The sequence below is a fragment of the Methylobacterium sp. Leaf112 genome (assembly GCF_001423295.1).
Lineage (GTDB): Bacteria > Pseudomonadota > Alphaproteobacteria > Rhizobiales > Beijerinckiaceae > Methylobacterium.
Genome location: NZ_LMNG01000031.1, coordinates 43,036 through 62,911 on the forward strand (window position 1 = coordinate 43,036; position 19,876 = coordinate 62,911).

The 19,876-nt window shown below is 68.0% G+C and carries 16 protein-coding genes; 9 read left to right on the plus strand and 7 right to left on the minus strand.

Features of this window, described 5'->3' with window-relative positions; genetic code table 11:
* Positions 1-171 precede the first annotated feature (171 nt).
* The 4 genes from ASF52_RS16135 to ASF52_RS16150 form a co-directional block, all read right to left on the minus strand.
* Positions 172-3,381 (minus strand): efflux RND transporter permease subunit, encoded by a 3,210-nt coding sequence (locus tag ASF52_RS16135; protein ID WP_056174235.1) that lies wholly within the window; start codon positions 3,379-3,381, stop codon positions 172-174.
* A gap of 292 nt (positions 3,382-3,673) precedes the next feature.
* Positions 3,674-4,828 carry an efflux RND transporter periplasmic adaptor subunit gene (locus ASF52_RS16140; protein ID WP_056174237.1) on the minus strand — a complete coding sequence of 385 codons (1,155 nt, stop codon included), beginning with the start codon at positions 4,826-4,828 and terminating at the stop codon, positions 3,674-3,676.
* A 137-nt stretch (positions 4,829-4,965) separates the two neighbouring features.
* A complete protein-coding gene (locus ASF52_RS16145; protein WP_056174239.1) occupies positions 4,966-5,289 on the minus strand; it encodes a rhodanese-like domain-containing protein in 324 nt (107 codons plus the stop codon).
* Between the two features lie 29 nt (positions 5,290-5,318).
* Positions 5,319-6,623 carry a glycosyltransferase family 4 protein gene (locus tag ASF52_RS16150; protein WP_056174241.1) on the minus strand — a complete coding sequence of 435 codons (1,305 nt, stop codon included), beginning with the start codon at positions 6,621-6,623 and terminating at the stop codon, positions 5,319-5,321.
* A gap of 191 nt (positions 6,624-6,814) precedes the next feature.
* Here ASF52_RS16150 and ASF52_RS16155 point away from each other — a divergent pair, with 191 nt between their 5' ends.
* The gene (locus tag ASF52_RS16155; RefSeq protein WP_056174243.1) at positions 6,815-7,684 is read left to right on the plus strand and encodes an MBL fold metallo-hydrolase; all 870 of its coding nucleotides are present in this window, start codon (positions 6,815-6,817) and stop codon (positions 7,682-7,684) included.
* A 3-nt stretch (positions 7,685-7,687) separates the two neighbouring features.
* Here the strand turns inward: ASF52_RS16155 and ASF52_RS16160 are convergent, their stop codons facing one another.
* Positions 7,688-8,392: a glutathione S-transferase N-terminal domain-containing protein gene (locus ASF52_RS16160; protein ID WP_056174245.1), complete on the minus strand. Its 705-nt coding sequence runs from the start codon at positions 8,390-8,392 to the stop codon at positions 7,688-7,690.
* Positions 8,393-8,500: 108 nt separating this feature from the next.
* Positions 8,501-9,058, minus strand: a complete 558-nt coding sequence (locus ASF52_RS23545; protein ID WP_274533801.1) for an ATP-binding protein — start codon at positions 9,056-9,058, stop codon at positions 8,501-8,503.
* A 448-nt stretch (positions 9,059-9,506) separates the two neighbouring features.
* On the opposite strand from ASF52_RS23545, the gene ASF52_RS16165 reads away from it, so the two are divergent.
* Positions 9,507-10,673, plus strand: a complete 1,167-nt coding sequence (locus ASF52_RS16165; RefSeq protein WP_056174247.1) for a YncE family protein — start codon at positions 9,507-9,509, stop codon at positions 10,671-10,673.
* Between the two features lie 49 nt (positions 10,674-10,722).
* Here the strand turns inward: ASF52_RS16165 and ASF52_RS16170 are convergent, their stop codons facing one another.
* Complete coding sequence (locus ASF52_RS16170) at positions 10,723-10,968, minus strand: hypothetical protein (RefSeq protein WP_156467603.1); 246 nt, start codon at positions 10,966-10,968, stop codon at positions 10,723-10,725.
* A gap of 465 nt (positions 10,969-11,433) precedes the next feature.
* Between ASF52_RS16170 and ASF52_RS16175 the strand changes: the two genes are divergently transcribed.
* The 7 genes from ASF52_RS16175 to ASF52_RS16205 all read left to right on the plus strand — a co-directional run bounded on the left by ASF52_RS16175 (position 11,434) and on the right by ASF52_RS16205 (position 19,706).
* Entirely contained in the window at positions 11,434-11,523 is a 90-nt protein-coding gene (locus ASF52_RS16175; protein ID WP_056174250.1) for a K(+)-transporting ATPase subunit F, read from the plus strand.
* Between the two features lie 14 nt (positions 11,524-11,537).
* A complete protein-coding gene (gene kdpA, locus ASF52_RS16180; RefSeq protein ID WP_056174252.1) occupies positions 11,538-13,253 on the plus strand; it encodes a potassium-transporting ATPase subunit KdpA in 1,716 nt (571 codons plus the stop codon).
* A 1-nt stretch (position 13,254) separates the two neighbouring features.
* Positions 13,255-13,479, plus strand: coding sequence for a hypothetical protein (locus ASF52_RS16185; protein WP_056174253.1), 225 nt, complete (start codon positions 13,255-13,257; stop codon positions 13,477-13,479).
* Between the two features lie 67 nt (positions 13,480-13,546).
* Positions 13,547-15,640, plus strand: coding sequence for a potassium-transporting ATPase subunit KdpB (gene kdpB, locus ASF52_RS16190; RefSeq protein ID WP_056174256.1), 2,094 nt, complete (start codon positions 13,547-13,549; stop codon positions 15,638-15,640).
* 34 nt (positions 15,641-15,674) lie between these two features.
* On the plus strand, positions 15,675-16,280 hold the full coding sequence (locus tag ASF52_RS16195; protein WP_056174258.1) for a K(+)-transporting ATPase subunit C: 606 nt from the start codon (positions 15,675-15,677) through the stop codon (positions 16,278-16,280).
* A gap of 10 nt (positions 16,281-16,290) precedes the next feature.
* Positions 16,291-19,020, plus strand: coding sequence for a sensor histidine kinase (locus tag ASF52_RS16200; RefSeq protein WP_056174261.1), 2,730 nt, complete (start codon positions 16,291-16,293; stop codon positions 19,018-19,020).
* Positions 19,017-19,706: a response regulator gene (locus tag ASF52_RS16205; protein ID WP_056174263.1), complete on the plus strand. Its 690-nt coding sequence runs from the start codon at positions 19,017-19,019 to the stop codon at positions 19,704-19,706. The genes ASF52_RS16200 and ASF52_RS16205 overlap by 4 nt, the downstream gene beginning before the upstream one ends.
* Positions 19,707-19,876 lie beyond the last annotated feature (170 nt).

A 19,876-nucleotide genomic window follows, 5' to 3' on the forward strand; every position in this document is an offset into this window, starting at 1 on the left:
CCCCTCTCCCGAACCCATAACACGCATCTCTGGGGGAGGTGCGATCGACCGGGCCGGTGGCGAGTGCGACGCCCCTTGCGGGGTGGAGGCGTCTTAGCTTTCCGCCCTCCGGGACGCAACCCCTAAGGTGGCTTCGAACGTCGGATGAGGGCGTTCGAAGCCATAGGTTTCTCAGGCGTGCGACGGGGTCGCGTGGGGATCGTGCTTATCGGGCGTGGTGTTGTCCGGGTTCTTGCCACGCTTCTTTGCGATCCAAATCAACAGGTTCCGGATCACGACATAGAACACCGGGGTGAGGAACAGGCCGAACAGGGTCGCGCCGATCATGCCGAAGCACACGGCGGTTCCGAGGGCCTGACGCATCTCGGCGCCCGGACCGGTGGCGATCACCAGGGGCACCGTGCCGAGGATGAACGCGAACGCCGTCATCAGAATCGGGCGTAGGCGCAGGCGGCAGGCCTCGACGGCGGCCGCCACCGGCCCCTTGTGCTCCGTCTCCTCGAGCTGATGGGCGAACTCGACGATCAGGATGGCGTTCTTGGCCGCCAAGCCGACGAGAACGATCAGCCCGATCTGCGTCAGGATGTTGTTGTCCTGGCCGCGGAACTGCACCGCCGCGAGGGCGGCGAGCACGCCTGTCGGCACCACCAGGATGATGGCGAGCGGCAACGCCCAGGATTCGTACTGGGCGGCCAGCACGAGGAACACGAGGAGCACGCCGAGCGCGAAGACATAGACGGCCGTGTTGCCCGTGGCCTTCTGCTGGAACGCGATCTCGGTCCAGTCGTAGGAATACCCCTCCGGCATGGTCTGGGCGATCTTCTCCATGGCCTCCAGAGCCTGTCCGGTGGAGATCCCCGGCTTGGCGTCGCCCTGGATCGGCACCGAGTAGAACAGGTTGAAGCGCTGGACGATCTGCGGTCCGCTGATCTCGCGGATGGAGGCCAGCGTTCCCATGGGCACCAGGGCGCCCGTGGACGAGCGGACCTTCAGTTGCTCGATGTCGCGCTTCTCCAGGCGGAACGCCGCGTCGGCCTGCATCCGGACCTGGTAGATACGGCCGAAGGCGTTGAAGTCGTTGACGTAGGCACCGCCGAGATTGGATTGCAGGGTCGCGAACACCGACGCCAGGGGTACGTTCAACATCCGCGCCATGGTGCGGTCGATGTCGATGAAGAGCTGGGGCGTGTCGTTGCCGAAGGTGGTGAAGACGCGCTGCACCTCCTTGCTCTGGTTGGCCTGGGCCAGAACCTCGTTGGCGGCCGCCAGCAGCGGGCCGATGGCCGAGCTCTGCCGGCTCTCGATCTGCATCTTGAACCCGCCGCCGTTGCCGAGGCCGCGTACGGGGGGGGGCGGGATGAACAGGACGCGGGCTTCCTGGATACCGGCCGTGGCCTTGAACACGTCGCCGGTGATGACGGCGGCGGTGCGTCCCGTCGCGGCCCGCTCCTTGGCTCCCTTCAGGGTGAGGAACATCACCGCGCCGTTGGTTGTGTTGGTGAAGGTCGCGCCGTCGAAGCCCGAGATGATGACGGCGTTGGCGACGCCATCGACCTTGCGGGCGAGTTCGGCGGCATGCCGCACCACCGCCGTCGTCCGCTCGAGGGCGGAGCCGGCGGGAAGCTGGACCACGCCGATGAGGTAGCCCTGGTCCTGCTGCGGGATGAAGCCCGTCGGAACGGTGGTGACGAGGTGGAGCGTACCGGCGAGCACGCAGCCGTAGACGATCAGCATGCCGATGAGGCCGATCACCCGCCCGGTCAGGAACTGGATGATCCGGGCGTAGCCGTTCGACAGAGCGTCGAAGCCGCGATTGAAGGTGTTGGCGCACCACGCGATGAAGCGCGCGAGGAAGAACTTCGGCGGCTTGTGCTCGTGGTGGGGCTTGAGGAGCAGCTTGCAGAGCGCGGGGGATAGGGTGAGCGAGTTGAACATCGAGATGATGGTCGACGCCGCGATGGTGAGGGCGAACTGCTTGTAGAACTGCCCCGAGATGCCTGGGATGAACGCGGTGGGGATGAACACCGCCGACAGCACGAGGGCAATGGCGACCACGGCGCCGCCGACCTCGTCCATGGTCTTGTGAGCGGCGTCGCCGGGCGAGAGCCCCTCGGCCATGTTGCGCTCGACGTTCTCCACCACAACGATGGCGTCGTCGACCACGATGCCGATGGCGAGCACGAGGCCGAACAGGGTGAGGTTGTTCACCGAGAAGCCGAAGGCCGCCATGGCCGCGAAGGTACCGATGAGCGACACGGGAATCGCGATCACCGGGATCAGCGCCGTGCGCCAGCTCTGGAGGAACACCAGCACCACGATGACCACGAGGAGGACGGCCTCGAACAGGGTCTTGTAGACCTCGTGGACGGATTCCTCGATGAACTCCGTCGGGTTGTAGGCGATCTTGTACTCGACGCCGGGGGGGAAGTTCTTGGCGATGACGTCCATGGTCTGGCGCACCTGGCTCGCCGCCTCGAGGGCATTGGTCCCGGGCCGCTGGAACACGCCGACGCCCACCGCCGGAGTCGCGTTGAGGAAGGACTGGGTGGTGTAGTCCTTCTGGCCCATTTCCGTGCGGCCGATGTCCTTGATACGCACGAGGCGGCCGTCGGCGGCCTTGACGATGACCTCCGTGAACTCCTCAGGGGTCTGGAACCGTCCCTGGGACTGAACCACGAGCTGGAACGCGTTCGACGCCGGAGCTGGGGGCGCGCCGAGGGCGCCGGAGGCGACCTGCACGTTCTGCTCCTGCAGCGAGGTCAGCACGTCGGTGGTCGAGAGGCCATAGGCGGCGAGCTTGTTGGGGTCGAGCCAGATGCGCAGGGCGTACTCGCTGCCGCCGAACACCGTGATGTCGCCGACGCCGTCGAGGCGCAGCAGCTCGTCGCGTATCCGCAGATAGATGTAGTTCGAGAGGTAGTTCTGGTCGTAGGTGTTGTCGGGCGAGAGCACGTGCACGACGAGCATCAGGTCGGGCGAGGCCTTGCGGACGGTGACGCCGAGGTTGCGTACGTCCGGCGGCAGGCGCGGCTGGGCCACCGAGAGGCGATTCTGCACCAGCACGTTGGCGATATCGAGGTTGGTGCCGACCTTGAAGGTGACGGTGAGCTGCATGTTGCCGTCGTTGGTCGACAGCGACGTCATGTAGAGCATGTTGTCGACGCCGTTCACCTCCTGCTCGATGGGGGTGGCGATGGTGGCGGCGACCGTCTCGGCATTGGCGCCCGGATAGGAGGCGCGCACCACCACGGTGGGCGGTACGATCTCAGGGTACTGCGAGACCGGCAGGGAGGCGTACGAGACGTAGCCGATGATCAGGAACAGGATCGACGTCACGGACGCGAAGATCGGTCGATCGACGAAGAAGTGGGCAAAACGCATGGGGTGAACCTCTCGCCGCTCCAGGGTGGTTCACCCCGGACGGGACCGTCTTGTCGTCAGCGGACGGGCGCACGGATCACGGACGATCCGGGTGCACGCTCTCCTCAGGTCTTACCGGCGATGGGCCGGACGTTCGTCTCGCGAGGCACCTTGCCCCCACCCGGCGCGCCGCGAAACGGGCGTGTCGTGCGACGACCCGGGGGCCGCGGCACGACACGTGATCTTGCCGGTGCCCGTCGATCCTGCGCAAGCGGACCGGTCGACGGACACGGGAACGGGGAATCGCTGTCCGTCAGCTCTTGCGGGGCGGCAGCGTCGACGATTCGGCCGTGACCTTGGCGCCGGGGCGCACGCGGGACAGGCCGTTGACCACGACGTTCTCGTCGCCCTTCAGCCCGTCGCGGATCACCCGGTAGCCGTCGACCTTCGGACCGAGTTTGACTTCGCGCGAGGCGACCGAGCCGTCGTCCGCCACAAGGTAGACCACACGCTTGTCCTGGTTGGCCGAGACCGCGTCGTCCGGCAACAGAATGCCCTGGTACGGCTTTGTCGCGGGCAGCGACACGATACCGAACAGGCCCGGCTTGATGAAACCGTCGGGGTTCTCGACGGTGGCGCGCAGGAGCACGGTTCCGGTGGCGTTATCGACGCGGTTGTCGACGAAGTCGAGGACGCCCTTGCGGGTCGGCTTCTCTTCGCCCGTGAGCGCAATGAGGATCGGAACGCCCTTGCCCCGCTGGGTCTGACCCATGCCGATCCCGAGGGATCCCTGGTACTTCAGGAACGAGCGCTCATCGACTGTGAAGCCGAAGAAGATCGGGTCGAGGGACACGATGGTGGTCAGCAGGGTCTGGTCGGTGATGACGATGTTGCCCTCGGTGACGAGGCGCCTGCTGATGCGGCCCGAGATCGGGGCCTTCACCTCGGTGAAGTCGTAGTTGAGCTGGGCCTGGCGCAGCTGCGCGTCGGCGCTGTCGACATCGGCCTGCGCGGTCTGCGAAGCTTGGCGGCGCTGGTCCGTGACCTGCTCGGAGATGTTGCCCGAGCGGCTCAAGGTCTGGGCGCGATCGAGGTCGGTCTGCGAGAAGTTCAGCCGCGCCTTGGCGGAGACCAGGGCGGCCTGGGCCTGATCGAGGGCGGCCTTGTAGGGGCGCCGGTCGATGACGAAGAGCAGGTCGCCCTTCTTCACGTTGGCGCCGTCCTGAAAGTTGAGCTTCTCCAGGTAGCCCGTGACCCGGGCACGGACATCGACGATCTCCACGGGATCGAACCGGCCCGTGTACATGTCGGTCTCGACGATCTCGCGAACCACGGGCTTGGCCGTGGTCACCTTCGGCGGTGGACCGCCCGGCGCCTGGGCCAGGACCGGAAGGCCCGCCCCAACTGGAAGCCCAGCCAGGGCGAGACCGAGGGCCGGAAGAAAACGGAAGAGCGGACGCCTGCGCATATCGATAATCCCTATGCCCTTCGAGCTAGAGGTACGGTGCCGCCCATGGAGTGCGCTGCCGCACATGGTCGCTCGTCCGCCTGAAACCGAACGCGGTGTTCGCGAATACGGCCTGATCCGGTGGTCGAGCCGCGAGGCTATCGCGTGATCGGCTCGCCGGCGCCGTACCAATCCTTGAAGCCGCCGATGTAATGGGCGTCGATGGCGAGCCCCGCCCGCTGTGCGGCCGCCAGGGCGTGCACGGAGCGGACGCCGGCAGCGCAGGAGAACACCGGACGCCTGCCATCCTCCGACACCAGGGCGGCGATGGCGTCCGGATCGAAGGTCGAGAGCGGGTGCGTGACCGAGCCCGGGATGTGGCCGCTGGCATATTCATGCGGCTCGCGCACGTCGATAAGCAGGATCGTCCCGTCGGCGAGCCCCGTCTTGACCGTATCCCGGTCGAGATCGACCACGTTCATTGATCCATCCTCGTTCGTCCGCTGTTGTTTTAAGCGCGTGGGGAGGTGGCCGCAACGCGCTCGGCCAGAACCGCGTCGACGCCGGCGAAATGCCCTGTCCAGTCGGGCGGTGCGTAGCCGTCGAGGCGCGACTTCAGGTCCGCCCGCAGGGGGGAGGCGGGAGCGCTCAGCGCCTCGATGGCTTCGCGCCAGCCCGGACCGTCGAGGGGGTCGAGGAGGTGGGCGAAGCCGCTTCCGATCTCGCGATGCACGGCAAGATCCGAGGCGACGACGGGCAGGCCGCAGGCTGCGGCTTCCACAACCGGCAGGCCGTACCCTTCTGCGAAGGAGGGCATCAGGAGTGCGGTGGCCCCCTGAAGCAGGCGGGCGAGGCCGTGGCTCGATAGACCGCCGACCTCGATCACGTGCGCCCGCATGGCCGGGCAGCGCTCCAGCATGTCGATGATGTTCTCCGCCTCCCAGCCCCGGCGTCCGACGAGGACGAGGCGCGGCGTCGCCGGGCCGTGGCGCTGGGCGAGGTCGCGCCAGAGGTTGAGCAGGCCGAGATGGTTCTTACGCGGCTCTATGGTGCCGCAGGCCACGAAGGTCGGACGGTCGGGCACCAAGTTCGGGGCGCCTGAGGCCGGCTGGAACACCGGTTCGACGCCGAGCCAGGCCACGGTCGTCGGGCGTTGGGGAAGGCCACGGGCCGCGAGATACCCCGAGAGATGCGCCGCGACGTCGGCCGAGTTCACGAGGATATGGGCCGCATGGGCCGCGATGGTCCCCATTCGGGTGGCGTGGCGCTCGGCTTCGCCGGGTCGGCCGTATTCCGGATAGGCGATGGGGATGAGGTCGTGGACGAAGAACACCGGGCGGATGTCGCGGCGGTCGTAGAGCCAGTCGAACCGCTCCGGCCTGTCGAGGCGCAGGTGCGAGGTGTGGAGGTAGACCGTCCCCTTCGGCAGGCGGTCTGGGCCGCGTGCGCGCAGCACCGTCCAGGCCGTGCGGGCCTGGAGGCGTCGGCGTGCGGCGGTGTCCGGGCGCCGCGGCGGGCTCGATGTCTCGCGCACGGGTGAGCCGAGGGCTCCGGCAAGGCGGCGATAGACCGGATCGTCCTCCGCCGCGCGATCTTCGACCCAGCCCGCCGCCACAGCCTCGACGATCGCGGCGGCCTCGGCCCGATCCAGCACCTTCGGGCCGAGAGCCGTGGATACGAGGCCGAAGCGTGCGCCCGTCTGCCCCAGGACATGACGGGCGTAGGCGAGGTCGACCCGGTCGATTCCGCTCGGCGAGGCGTGACGAAGCCGGGTGATGAGGCGGGTGAGGTCGAAGGCGATCGAGGAGACGGGCATGATCCTCCGGTTGCGTTCAGGCGCGGCGCCGTATCGAGGCGCTTGTCTCGGCATCGACTTTTCCGAAAGCCGGCAACCACCTTTCGGGCCGATGCCCTATATGCGTGCCACAGCCCCGCGCCGATCCCTTAGTTAAAGGGATCGATCAACGCCACCCGCAACGCCGTCTGGCCAACCCGAGCAACGCCCCCGTGTCTCCCGGTTACCTGCCCTTCGCGGGCGCCCTCGATCTGCCCGCCTACACCTGCGACAATTGCGGGTTCTGGCAGCGCCACTTCACCGCTCCGGCCGGTTGCCCCATGTGCCTCGACGCGCGCCACGTGGTGCCGCAGAACGGATGGCAGTTCTGGACGGAGGCGGAGGCGCAGGCGCGCTTTCCCTGCCACTGGGAGGAGCTGGAGCCGGGTGTCTGGCGGTTCTGGAACGACCCGGTCTCGGGAATCGGGCCGAGCGCGTATCTGATTCAGACGCCACACGGCAACATGGGCTTCGAGGCCTGCCCGGTCTTCAGCGAAGCGGCGCTCAAGCACATCGCGAACCTCGGCGGCATGCAGGTGCTGTCGTCGTCCCACCCGCACGCCTACGGCGCTCTGGTGCAACTGCAGGACCGGTTCGACCCGGAATTGTGCCTGCCGGCCGCCGACTTCGTGTGGAGCGCAGCGCTGCAGGTGTCGTGGCCCTACGACGATTTTCTCGAGCCCCTGCCGGGACTCGAACTCCACCGCACCGCCGGTCATTTCGACGGCCACGCCGTGCTGTTCGACCGATCGCGAAAAATCCTGTTCTGCGGCGACGCCCTGAAGTTCGAGCTCGACCCGAAGGATTTCCGCCGGGCCGTCACGATCTCGGCTCACAAGGCGTTCGTGCGCGGGGTGCCGCTCACCACGAACGAGTTGCGGCGCTACCGCGACGTGTTCGCCCAGCTCGACTTCACCCAGACCTGGACGCCGTTCGAGCCGGCCGCCAATTGCGGCCGGGCCGAGGTTCTGGCGCTCCTCGACGGCATGCTGGCGACCCGCCCGCATGCCGCCCCGGTCGCCCTCGATTCGCTCCGCGGTTGAGGATCAGGCACGCCCCTTGGCGGTCTGACCGAACATCACCTTCTTGGCGTCCTCGCTCATGGTCTTGCCGAAATCCGGGTTGACCTCCGGTGCACGGGCATAGGCCGCCTTTGTGGCCGGGCGCTCCGCGATGGTCGTGAACCATCGCGCGAGGTTCGGGAAATCCGAAAGGGTCTGGCCCTGCTTCTCGTAGGGCACGATCCACGGATAGGCGGCCATGTCGGCGATGGAATAATCCGCACCGGCCACGAACGCGCGGTCGGCGAGGCGCCGGTCGAGGACGCCGTAGAGCCGATTGGTCTCGTTGACGTAGCGGGTGATGGCGTACGGGACCTTTTCTGGGGCGTACTGGGTGAAATGATGGTTCTGGCCGAGCATGGGCCCGAGGCCGCCCATCTGCCAGAATAGCCATTGCAGCACCTCGGCGCGGCCACCCAGGTCTCGCGCGATGAACCGACCGGTCTTCTCGGCGAGGTACAGCAGGATCGCGCCGGACTCGAAAAGCGACACCGGTTCGCCACCGCCCTCGGGCGCGTGATCGACGATGGCCGGCATACGGTTGTTGGGGGAGATGGCAAGGAAGTCGGGCTTGAACTGCTCGCCGGTGCCGATGTTCACGGGCTTGATCGTGTAAGGCAGACCGGTCTCTTCGAGGAACAGCGTCACCTTGTGGGCGTTCGGCGTTGGCCAGTAATACAGGTCGATCATGGAGCATCCTTGATTCGTGCGCGAAGGCGATGGGCGCAACGCACGGGTACGCGCGCCGACCGTCGAACGGTTCACGCAGGCCCCATTGATCCCAGGACATGCCGGCGATCAATGGGTTTGCGGTTCGCCGGGATTCGGCTGCGATGCCCAACCGATTTGGCCGGGATCTCTTGCGGGTACAGATCGGCGCGCGTCAGCGTCATGGGAAGATCGAGGGTGATGACGGCTCCCACCGGCGGTCCTGGCAATCTCGATCTGCCCCTGTACGCTCGTTGCGACGAGGCTGAAGACAATGTGTAGGCCGAGGCCGCCCTGGTCGCGCCCCGTCGTAAAGAACGGATCGAACACCGTCCCGAGGTTCTCAGACGGGATACCGGCGCCGTTGTCGGAGCGGGATGATCGACGATGGTCAACAGAATGGTCCCCGAGACCGGCAAACGAACGATCGGGTTGAACATCGTCTGTCGCCCAACGCGACCGTCCGGTACCGTCGCCCTCGACAGCCTGTCTGCGTTGGCCAAGCAGAGCCCCCCGAAAGCGCTGGTCGTTCGCATGACGGACTGCGCTGTCACACGCGATCAGGACCGGCCGCAGCCGGATGCCTCGCCGTCCGGCCAAGGGGAATTGAGCTGGCGTGTCCGCTCGCGGCCCGGCCGCTCGCCGCACGGGGTGCAGCTTCGCGCTTCGGCCTCACGCACGAGGCGCTCGGCCATGGCCCGCACCGCGTCCTCGCTGTCGGCGACATGACCGAAGGTGACTTGTCGAATTTAAAGACGTGGTCGGGGCCATAGCGGAAGCCCTTGGGCCTGAGACCGAGCAAGTGATCGAGCGGTGACGATCAGGAGGCCAAAGCCGTAACCTACGTTAGCTCTTGATGCCAACCAGACCTGAGAAATAGTTTAATCACATGATAAAATCAACATAGATGACTTGCTTAAGGTTGGAATTGGTCGTGATGCAACACTGAATTATTTTCAAATACATGAGGGTGGCTTCCTCGGCCCTATGCACGAGGGGCAACGACGGAAACGGCCAGGCGTCGCAGGACGGGGCCGGCCGCAAAGCGGCGTTGCAACGGACGGGCTTTCCGGCTGATGTCCCCTATGTCGGGGTCATGAGACGAACCCTCACAAACGCCGTCCGGGCGATCGCGCTTCTCGTCGTCACCAGCGCATCCGCGGCCGGGGCGCCACCCTTCATCCTTGTCGGCCTCGACGGTAAGACCTTCTTCGATCCCGCAGGCGGCCGCAACGGCCCGAATGGCCACGATTCCGTCGGCATCCTCGATGTCAGCGACGAGGCAAGACCTCGCCTCGTTCATACCCTGCCCCTCGACAATTCCGTCTACGGACCACCGACCAACCTCGGAATCACCCCGAACGGTCGGCTCGGCCTCGTCGCGAGTTCCGTCCTGATGCGGCAGGAGGGGACCGCCTGGTACGCGCAGCCCGACGACCGGCTCCATGTCATCGATCTCGCTGCCGTGCCGCCCCGTCTTGTCGAGACGGTCAAGGTCGGTCGTCAGCCATCCGGGATCGCCATCGACAGGTCCGGCGGCCTGGCATTGGTCGCCAACCGCGAGGGTCGCAGCGTCACCGTCCTGACCATTGCCGGGACCACGGTGCGCACGGTCGCCACCATCGATGTCGGCGACGAAGCGGCGGCGGTGGCCTTCGCGCCGGACGGGCGCCGGGCCTTCGTCGCGAAGAACAAGGCCGCCAAGCTCGGTGTCCTGTCCATCGACGGAACGCAGGTGCGCTCCGAAACCAGACTCGATCTGCCCGTCGGCCCCGGCGTCTACGGTCTCGCCGTCACGCCGGACGGGGCCGTCGCCCTCACGGCCAATACCGGGCCCGAGCCAAGCGACGGCCATGCCGACACCGTGAGCGTGATCCGTGCCGATGGGACTCGTCCCGTCGTGATCGATCATCTCGGCATCGGCGACACGCCCGAAGCCCTGGCCATCGCCCCTGACGGACGCCACGCCGCCGTCTCGGTCGTACGCGGGGCGAGCGCACCGCACGGCAGTCCGGGCTACACGCCAAACGGGGCCGTGGCGCTGCTTTCCATCGCGCCCGACGGTCAGGTCCGGCGCGTCGCCGAAGCCCCAGCCGGGGCTGTGACGCAGGGCATCGTCTTCAGTCCGTCCGGTGATTACGTCTACGTCGGCAACTACGTCGACCGGACGCTCGGCGTCTACCGAGTCGTGGGGGATACCCTCACGGACACCGGCCACCGGGTGACCCTTCCGGGACAACCGGCCTCCCTCGGCGGGCGATAGGCGGCCCTCCAGCTACTCTCGGGCGACGCCCGTCGGCGGCGGGTCCGCCTCAATCGCCCATCGGGAAGTGCTCGATGAAGCGCACGCCCTGCCAGAGCTCGATGGCGTGGCCATCGACGAGCGCTTTCGCACGTGCGCAGGCCTCTTCGTCGTTCCGCGAGTCGAGGCGGACCGACCCGACGAGCGAGCCATCCTTCCCGAGAACCAGAGCGCGGTAAGCGGGCTCGATCTCCGGGTTCGTCTTGCCGCGGCTTCCCGAGCTATTCTTCGCCATAGGGATGTAGGGCTCCGGCATGGAAGAAGGCAGCCGTCACCGCGGCGCAACCCGACCGCTCGCGCGAGGTCGGCGTCCTTTCTCGGCGTGTGGATCGACGGCGTAATTAACTTGGATCAATTGGCTGTAAAAAGGTGTCTCGTGCACCCGGATCGGACTCCGGGCGGCCGGTGCCCGTTGGGTTCGGCCCTTCGCGCTGCGGACGGCTCTCGGCGCGTAATCCTCAGGGGGCTTCCCCTCGAACGAGCACGACACACAGTCTGGCGATCCTGATGGGATCCTTATGAAATCGCCCGCGCTTCCATCTCGAACCCTCATGCGGAACGCGTCCACAAGGGTCAACGAGCACGGCCAGTCCCGACACCGGCTCGCCGAACCGCAACGGACGCACCATGCCGGACATCACGTTCATCGCCCTCGGGCTCGCTTTCTTCGGCCTGGCCGCCGGCTACGCCGCGCTCTGCGAACGCCTCTGAGCCCCGCGCCATGACCCTCGACCTGACACTCGGCGCCCTCACGGCCCTAGGGCTGTTCGGATATCTCACCTACGCCCTCGTCCGCCCCGAGCGGTTCTGACGGAAACCCTCCCCATGACCCTCAATGGCTGGATTCAGATCGCGTTGTTCTGCGCGGTCGTGGTGGCGCTTGCCCGCCCCCTCGGTGGCTACATGACCCGCGTCTTCGCGGGGAAGCACACCCTCCTGTCGCCCGCGCTCGGCCCCATCGAGCGCGGCCTCTACCGCGCCGCCGGCATCGATGCGCGGCAGGAACAGCACTGGCTGGCCTATGGGCTATCGATGCTGACCTTCCACGTCCTCGGCTTCCTCGCCCTCTATGCGCTCCTGCGCATCCAGGCCGCGCTGCCGCTGAATCCGGACGGCCAGACGGCGGTCGCGCCGGACCTCGCCTTCAACACCGCCGCGAGCTTCGTCACGAACACGAACTGGCAATCCTATGGCGGCGAGACGACGTTGTCGTACCTCACGCAGATGCTGGGCCTGACCCACCAGAACTTCCTCTCGGCGGCCACCGGCATCGCCCTGGCGGTGGGGCTGGTGCGCGGGTTCAGCCGGGCTTCGAGCCGCACGATCGGCTCGTTCTGGGTCGATCTCACACGCACCACCCTCTACGTGCTGCTGCCGCTCTGCATCGTCTACACGCTGTTCCTGGTGTCACAGGGGATTCCCCAGACCCTCGGGGCGGCCGTGGAGGCGACGACCCTGGAGGGCGCCAAGCAGACCCTCGCGGTCGGCCCCGTGGCGAGCCAAGTCGCCATCAAGATGCTCGGCACCAACGGCGGCGGGTTCTTCAACGCCAACGCCGCGCATCCGTTCGAGAACCCGACGGCCCTCGCGAACTTCGTCCAGATGGTCTCGATCTTCGCCCTTGGCGCGGCGATGACCAACGTGTTCGGCCGGATGGTCGGCGACGAGCGCCAGGGCTGGGCCATCCTCGCCGCCATGGCCGTTCTGTTCCTCGCCGGTACCGCCATCGTCTACGGAGCCGAGAGCGCGGGCAGCCCCGTCCTCAACGGACTCGGGCTGACCGGCGGCAATATGGAAGGCAAGGAGGTCCGGTTCGGGATCCTGGCCTCTGCGTTGTTCGCCACCATCACCACGGCGGCGTCCTGCGGCGCGGTCAACGCCATGCACGACAGCTTCACAGCGCTGGGCGGCATGGTTCCGCTCATCAACATGCAGCTCGGCGAGATCATCGTCGGCGGCGTCGGGGCGGGCCTCTACGGCATCCTGGTCTTCGTCATCGTGACGATCTTCGTCGCCGGCCTGATGGTCGGACGCACCCCCGAATACCTCGGCAAGAAGATCGAGGGCCGCGAGGTCAAGATGGCGATGCTCGCGATCCTGTGCCTGCCACTGATGATGCTCGGCTTCACGGCCCTGGCGACGGTGGTCGCGGCCGGCCTCGCCGGACCCGCCAATGCCGGCCCGCACGGCTTCTCGGAAATCCTCTACGCCTTCACCTCGGCGGCGGCGAACAACGGGTCGGCCTTCGGGGGCCTGACGGCGAACACGGCCTTCTACAACACCACGCTTGGCCTCGGAATGCTGTTCGGCCGCTTCTTCGTCATTGTCCCGGCGCTCGCCATCGCGGGTTCGCTCGCGGCGAAGAAGACCGTGCCGGCCTCGGCCGGGACATTCCCGACGGACAGCGGCCTGTTCGTCGGGCTCCTCGTCGGCGTGATCCTCATCGTCGGCGGCCTGACGTTCTTTCCGGCACTGGCGTTGGGTCCCATCGTCGAGCACCTCGCCGGCGGCCTGGGCCAGACCTTCCCGTCGGGCGGCTGAGATGCGTCACATCACGCTGCCCCGCCGCACGCCGACCCGCCGCACGCCGACCCGGCGCGCCCTCGCCAAGCACCGGCCCCGCCCGCGGACGTGGAGCCGGGTCGACCGGCACCGATCCGCCCTTCGCATCTCGGACGTCGTCCTCGTCCTCCTGGGGCTGGCCCTGCTCGGCGCCCTCTGCCTCGGGGCAGCGGTGACTCTGCTCGGGCGAGCGCTCGCACCCTGACTGTCCCGATCCGCGCGGCGCTCCGGCGCTTCGGCCTCCTCAGAATCCCCCGCTCCGGATAGACGCCATGACTCGCCCAAACGCCACAAGCCTGTTTCAGGCCGCCCTCGTCGGGCCGGCCCTCGTCGGCGCCCTGACCAAGCTCGACCCCCGTACGATGGTCCGGAACCCGGTCATGTTCGTGGTCGAGGTGGTCGCCGTCCTGACCACGATCCTGTTCGTCCGGGACGTCGTCACGGGCGGCGCCAACCTCGCCTTCTCGGCCCAGATCGTCCTGTGGCTCTGGTTCACCCTTCTGTTCGCCAACTTCGCCGAGGCCATCGCCGAGGGACGCGGCAAGGCCCAGGCCGACAGTCTCCGGCGCTCCCGCACCGAGACCATGGCGAAGCGCCTCACCGGACCCGGACGGGATCACGAGATGGTGCCGGGGAACAGCCTCACGGTCGGCGACGTGGTGCTGGTCGAGGCGGGCGACATCATCCCTTCCGACGGAGAGGTCATCCTCGGCGTGGCCTCCGTGAACGAGGCCGCCATCACCGGCGAATCCGCCCCCGTCATCCGCGAATCCGGCGGCGACCGCTCGGCCGTCACCGGCGGCACCCAGGTGCTGTCCGACGAGATCCGGGTGCGGATCACGGCCGCCGCCGGCTCGACCTTCGTCGATCGGATGATCGCCCTCGTGGAGGGCGCGGCGCGGCAGAAGACCCCGAACGAGATCGCCCTCAACATCCTGCTCGCGGGGCTCACCCTCGTCTTCGTCTTCGCCGTCGCCTCGATCCCGAGCTTTGCCGCCTATGCGGGCGGCACGATTCCCGTCATCGTCCTCGTTGCCCTGTTCGTGACCCTGATCCCGACCACCATCGGAGCGCTCCTCTCCGCCATCGGCATCGCCGGCATGGACAGGCTGGTGCGCTTCAATGTCCTCGCCATGTCGGGCCGCGCCGTGGAAGCCGCCGGCGACGTCGATACGCTCCTTCTCGACAAGACCGGCACCATCACGCTCGGCAACCGGCAGGCGACGGAGTTCCGCCCCGTGCGCGGCGTGTCGGAGCGGGATCTGGCCGACGCCGCCCAGTTGGCATCCTTGGCCGACGAGACCCCCGAGGGTCGGTCCATCGTAATCCTGGCCAAGGACCGCTACGGGATCCGGGCCCGCGACATGGCGAGCCTGAGCGCGACCTTCGTGCCGTTCACGGCGCAGACCCGAATGAGCGGCGTCGACCTCGACGGATCCTCCATCCGCAAGGGTGCCGTGGAATCGATCATCGAGTCGGTGAACCGGCAGCCCATGGCGACCCACGGCTCGAGCGTCGCCCTGGACTACGGCCCGGGCGCGGCCCCGGAGACGATCCGAGAGATCCAAGCCATCGCCGAGGACGTCGCCAAGGCCGGCGGCACGCCCCTCGCCGTCTCCCGCGACGGCCGACTGCTCGGCGTGATCTATCTCAAGGACATCGTGAAGGGTGGCATCCGCGAACGTTTCGCCGAGCTGCGCCGGATGGGCATCCGCACGGTGATGATCACCGGCGACAATCCCATGACCGCGGCCGCCATCGCCGCCGAGGCCGGTGTCGACGACTTCCTCGCCCAGGCGACCCCGGAGGACAAGCTCGCGCTGATCCGCCGGGAGCAAGCTCAGGGCAAGCTCGTCGCCATGTGCGGCGACGGCACCAACGACGCCCCGGCCCTGGCCCAGGCCGATGTGGGCGTCGCCATGAACACCGGCACCGTGGCGGCCCGCGAGGCCGGCAACATGGTCGACCTCGACAGCGATCCGACCAAGCTCATCGAGATCGTTGGCATCGGCAAACAGCTTCTCATGACGCGGGGCGCCCTGACCACGTTCTCCATTGCCAACGATGTCGCCAAATACTTCGCGATCATCCCGGCGATGTTCCTCGGGCTCTATCCTCAGCTCCAAGGCCTCAACGTCATGGGGCTCGCCTCTCCCGAAAGCGCGATCCTATCGGCCATCGTCTTCAACGCCCTGATCATCGTCGCGCTGATCCCCCTGGCCCTGCGCGGCGTGTCCTACCGGGCGGTCGGGGCGGGCGCTCTGCTCGGCCGGAACCTCGCCGTCTATGGGGTCGGCGGCATCCTTGTGCCGTTCGTGGGCATCAAGGCCATCGATCTGACGATCACCGCCCTGCACCTCGTCTGAGCCGCGCCTCCCTGCTACCGTCGAGAACTCCGTCATGTTGAATCAGCTTCGCCCCGCCCTCGTGCTCCTCATCGCCCTCGGGGTGATCACCGGGCTCGCCTATCCCCTGGCGATGACCGGCCTCGCGGGCGCCCTCTTCCCGGCGCAGGCCGCCGGGAGCCTGATCGAGCGCGACGGACGGATCGTCGGCTCCCACCTGATCGGGCAAGCCTTCACCACCGAGCGCTACTTCCAGGGCCGTCCGTCTGCGACCAGCGCCGCCGACCCGGCCGATGCGGGCAAGACCGTCCCGTCGCCCTACAATGCGGCGAACTCCTCGGGCTCGAACCTCGGCCCGACCAGCGCCGCCCTGGCCGAGCGCGTGCGCGCCGACCTTGCGGCGCGCCGGGCCGAGAACCCGGGAAGGAGCGTGCCCGTCGACCTCGTCACTGCGAGCGGTTCCGGCCTCGATCCGGACCTTTCCCCGGACGCTGCCCTGTTCCAGGTGCCGCGCGTCGCGCGGGCGCGCCGCCTGCCCGAGGACCGGGTTCGGGATCTCGTGCAGGCCCGCGTCCAGGGTCGCCTGGTCGGAATCTTGGGCGAGCCGCGGGTGAACGTGCTCGCCCTCAACCTCGCCCTCGACGACCTGAGGCCGGAGTGACCAGAGCCGGATGAGCCGCCCCCCGAAGAAGGTCCCCCCGCGCGACCCCGACCGGCCCTGGCCCGACGCACTGCTGGAAGCCGCGCGCCGGGAGGAGGGCCGCCGCGGCCGCCTCAAGATCTTCCTCGGGGCGGCGCCCGGCGTCGGCAAGACCTACGAGATGCTCACCGTCGGTCGCGCCCGGCTCAGGGCCGGTACCGACGTCGTCGTCGGCCTCGTCGAGGCACATGGACGGGCCGAGACCGAAGCCCTCGTGGCGGGCTTCGAGGTGGTGGCGCGCCGGGCGGTCCCGTATCACCGCACGGTCCTGAAGGAGCTGGATCTCGACGCACTCCTCGCGCGCCGGCCGGGCCTCGCCCTCGTGGACGAGCTCGCCCACACCAACGCGCCGGGTTCGCGCCACCCGAAGCGCTACCAGGACGTGGAGGAACTCCTCGATGCCGGGATCGATGTCTACACCACCCTCAACATCCAGCACGTCGAAAGCCTGAACGACGTCGTCGCTCAGATCACCCGCATCCGCGTCCGAGAGACGGTGCCCGACGGCATTCTCGACCGCGCCAACGACATCGAGGTCATCGATCTCAATCCGGACGACCTCATTCAGCGCCTGAAGGACGGCAAGGTCTACGTGAAGGCCAACGCCGAGCGCGCCCTGCGCCACTACTTCTCCCGCGGCAACCTCACGGCCCTGCGCGAGCTGGCACTGCGCCGCACCGCCGACCGGGTCGACGACGAGCTTCTCAACCACATGCGGGCCAACGCCATCGCGGGTCCGTGGGGGGCGGGCGAACGGGTGCTCGTCTGCGTCAGCGAGGATCCGCGCTCCGCCGGCCTCGTGCGCCACGCCAGGCGCCTGGCCGACCGGCTGCACGCCCCCTGGACCGCCCTCACGGTGGAAGGTCCGCGGAGCCTTGCCCTCGACGAAGCGGCGCGCGACCGCATCGCCGACACCCTGCGGCTGGCCGACCGCCTCGGGGGCGAGACCGTGACCCTACCGGGCGGACGCCGGATCGCCGACAGCATCCTCGCCCATGCGCGCTCCGCCAACGTCAATCACATCATCCTCGGCAAGTCCGACCGCTCGCCACTGTTCGAACTCCTCAACGGCTCGGTGGTGCACGACCTCGTCCGACGCTCCGGGACCATCAGCATCCACGTCATCGCGGGCGAAGCGGCCGCGCCGGTTCCGGTCACGACCGTCGCAACTGAACCGACGAAGCGCCCGTTCGAGTTCGTGCCCTACGGAGTCGGGCTCCTCGCGACCGCCGCGTCCCTCGCCCTCGCGCTCGTGGTCGAGCCGTATCTCGGCGTGGAGAACGCCGACCTGATCCTGCTCACCGCCATCGTCGCCGTCGCCGTACGCTTCGGACTCGGGCCCTCCCTCGCCGCCGTCGTCGCCGCCTCACTGTCGTACAACTTCTTCTTCCTGCCGCCGGTCTACACCCTCACCATCGCGGACCCGACCAACATCGCCGCGTTCCTGCTGTTCACTGTAGTCGCCGTGGTGGTCTCGAACCTCGCCTCCCGTTCGCGGCGGGACGCCCTGGTCTCGCAGGGGCGGGCCCGCGCCACGGAGCGCCTCTACGGCTTCAGCCGCACGCTCGCGGGCTGCGGCACCCTCGACGACGTGCTATGGGCGACGTCGGCCCAGGTGGCGGCGATACTGAAGGTCCGGGTCGTCATCCTGCTACCCCAGGACGGGGCGGTCACGGTCCGGGCCGGCTTTCCGCCCGAGGATACCCTCGATGCGGCCGATCTCGGCGCCGCGACCTGGGCCTTCGACAACGAACGCCCGGCGGGCCGGGGCGCGGATACTTTGCCGGGCGCGCGACGGCTGTTCCTGCCCATGCGCACCGGCCGCGGCGGCATCGGGGTGATCGGGCTCGACGCCGATGGCGGCGGGCCGATCCTTTCGCCCGAGGGACGGCGACTGTTCGATGCCCTCGCCGACATGGCGGCCCTCGCCATCGAGCGCGTCCGGCTGGTGGAGAGCCTCGACCGGGCCGAGCGCGCCGCGGAGACCGACCGGCTGCGCCATGCCCTGCTGACCTCCATCTCGCACGACCTCCGCACGCCGCTCGCCTCGGTGCTCGGAGCGGCCACGACCCTGCGCGACCTCGACGATGCGCTCCCGCGCGACGCCAAGGCGGACCTTCTCGAAACCATCATTGCCGAATCAGAGCGACTGAACCGCTTCATCGTCAACCTGCTCGACATGACCCGCCTGGAAGCCGGGGCGGTGGCCGCGAGCCTGACGCAGCAGGACCTCGGCGAACTCGTCGACACCGCCCTGCGCAGGCTCGGGCTGACCCTGGCCGGACACCGCGTGATGCTCGATGTGCCAGCCGCCCTGCCTGCCCTCCGGCTCGATCCCGTCCTGTTCGAGCAGGTGATGGTAAACCTCCTCGACAATGCCGCCAAATACGCACCGGAAGGGTCCGCGATCACGGTCGCGGGTTCGGTCGAAGGGGAACGGGTGCGCCTCCAAATCCTCGACGAAGGCGACGGCATGCCCGAGGCCGAGGTCGAACGGGTCTTCGACAAATTCTACAGGGTCCGGAAATCCGACAGTGTCCGGGCCGGAACGGGGCTCGGACTCGCCATCGCACGCGGCTTCGTCGAAGCGATGGGTGGGACGCTGACGGCCGCCAACCGGCGCGACCGGCTCGGCGCCGCCTTCACCATCCTGCTGCCCGTTCTACCGTCGGACCGCGCGAAGGACGACCACCCGGCATGAGCGTGAACATCCTGGTCATCGACGACGAACCGCCGATCCGGAAGCTCCTGCGCATGGGCTTGGCGACGCAAGGGTACGCCATCTGCGAGGCGCCGAACGCCCGTACCGCCCTCGACATCCTGGCCCGCGAGACGGTGGACCTGATCATCCTCGACCTCGGCCTGCCCGACATGCGGGGGCACGATCTGCTCCGGACCATTCGCAAGGATCACCGCGATCTGCCCGTCGTGGTTCTTTCGAGCCGCGACGACGAGGGTGGCAAGGTCGAAGCCCTCGATCTCGGCGCCGACGATTACGTGACGAAGCCCTTCGGCATGGGCGAGTTGCTCGCACGCATCCGTGCGGCCCTGCGCCACCAGCTCGCCGTCCAGGGCGAGCGCGCCGTGTTCGAAATCGATGGCCTCAGCGTCGACCTCGTGCGCCGCATCGTCCGCGTGGGGGGCGCGGAGGTGAAGCTGACGCCGCGCGAGTACGATTTCCTGCGGGTCCTGGTTCAGCATGCCGGCAAGGCACTGACCCACGCCCAGCTCATGAACGCGGTCTCGACCTCATCCGACCCGCAATATCTGCGCGTCTACATCCGCCAGCTTCGCCAGAAGCTGGAGGCCGATCCCGAGCGGCCACGCATCCTTCTGACCGAGACCGGCGTCGGCTACCGCCTGCGGGCCCCCGATGATTCCGCCTGACGATTCCGATGCGCGTCCCCCTCCCTGTCCGCATCGCCTCGGTCCGTGGCGGGTGGGTGTCGGCGGTGAAGTGCCGGTGCCGGTTCGCGCTATCGCAGACGCAGCGATCCCTGCCTCGACACGGCCGCCCGGCACTTCGGTGCTTCTTCGGCGTCGGCTGAAGGAGGCAT

What these genes read in the sequence shown, in the direction of transcription:
- ASF52_RS16135 (WP_056174235.1), bottom strand. Translation starts at nt 3,381, where the DNA reads ATGCGTTTTGCCCACTTCTTCGTCGATCGACCGATCTTCGCGTCCGTG.
- ASF52_RS16140 (WP_056174237.1), bottom strand. Translation starts at nt 4,828, where the DNA reads ATGCGCAGGCGTCCGCTCTTCCGTTTTCTTCCGGCCCTCGGTCTCGCC.
- ASF52_RS16145 (WP_056174239.1), bottom strand. Translation starts at nt 5,289, where the DNA reads ATGAACGTGGTCGATCTCGACCGGGATACGGTCAAGACGGGGCTCGCC.
- ASF52_RS16150 (WP_056174241.1), bottom strand. Translation starts at nt 6,623, where the DNA reads ATGCCCGTCTCCTCGATCGCCTTCGACCTCACCCGCCTCATCACCCGG.
- ASF52_RS16160 (WP_056174245.1), bottom strand. Translation starts at nt 8,392, where the DNA reads ATGATCGACCTGTATTACTGGCCAACGCCGAACGCCCACAAGGTGACG.
- ASF52_RS16165 (WP_056174247.1), top strand. Translation starts at nt 9,507, where the DNA reads ATGAGACGAACCCTCACAAACGCCGTCCGGGCGATCGCGCTTCTCGTC.
- ASF52_RS16170 (WP_156467603.1), bottom strand. Translation starts at nt 10,968, where the DNA reads ATGCCGGAGCCCTACATCCCTATGGCGAAGAATAGCTCGGGAAGCCGC.
- ASF52_RS16175 (WP_056174250.1), top strand. Translation starts at nt 11,434, where the DNA reads ATGACCCTCGACCTGACACTCGGCGCCCTCACGGCCCTAGGGCTGTTC.
- kdpA (WP_056174252.1), top strand. Translation starts at nt 11,538, where the DNA reads ATGACCCTCAATGGCTGGATTCAGATCGCGTTGTTCTGCGCGGTCGTG.
- ASF52_RS16185 (WP_056174253.1), top strand. Translation starts at nt 13,255, where the DNA reads ATGCGTCACATCACGCTGCCCCGCCGCACGCCGACCCGCCGCACGCCG.
- kdpB (WP_056174256.1), top strand. Translation starts at nt 13,547, where the DNA reads ATGACTCGCCCAAACGCCACAAGCCTGTTTCAGGCCGCCCTCGTCGGG.
- ASF52_RS16195 (WP_056174258.1), top strand. Translation starts at nt 15,675, where the DNA reads ATGTTGAATCAGCTTCGCCCCGCCCTCGTGCTCCTCATCGCCCTCGGG.
- ASF52_RS16200 (WP_056174261.1), top strand. Translation starts at nt 16,291, where the DNA reads ATGAGCCGCCCCCCGAAGAAGGTCCCCCCGCGCGACCCCGACCGGCCC.
- ASF52_RS16205 (WP_056174263.1), top strand. Translation starts at nt 19,017, where the DNA reads ATGAGCGTGAACATCCTGGTCATCGACGACGAACCGCCGATCCGGAAG.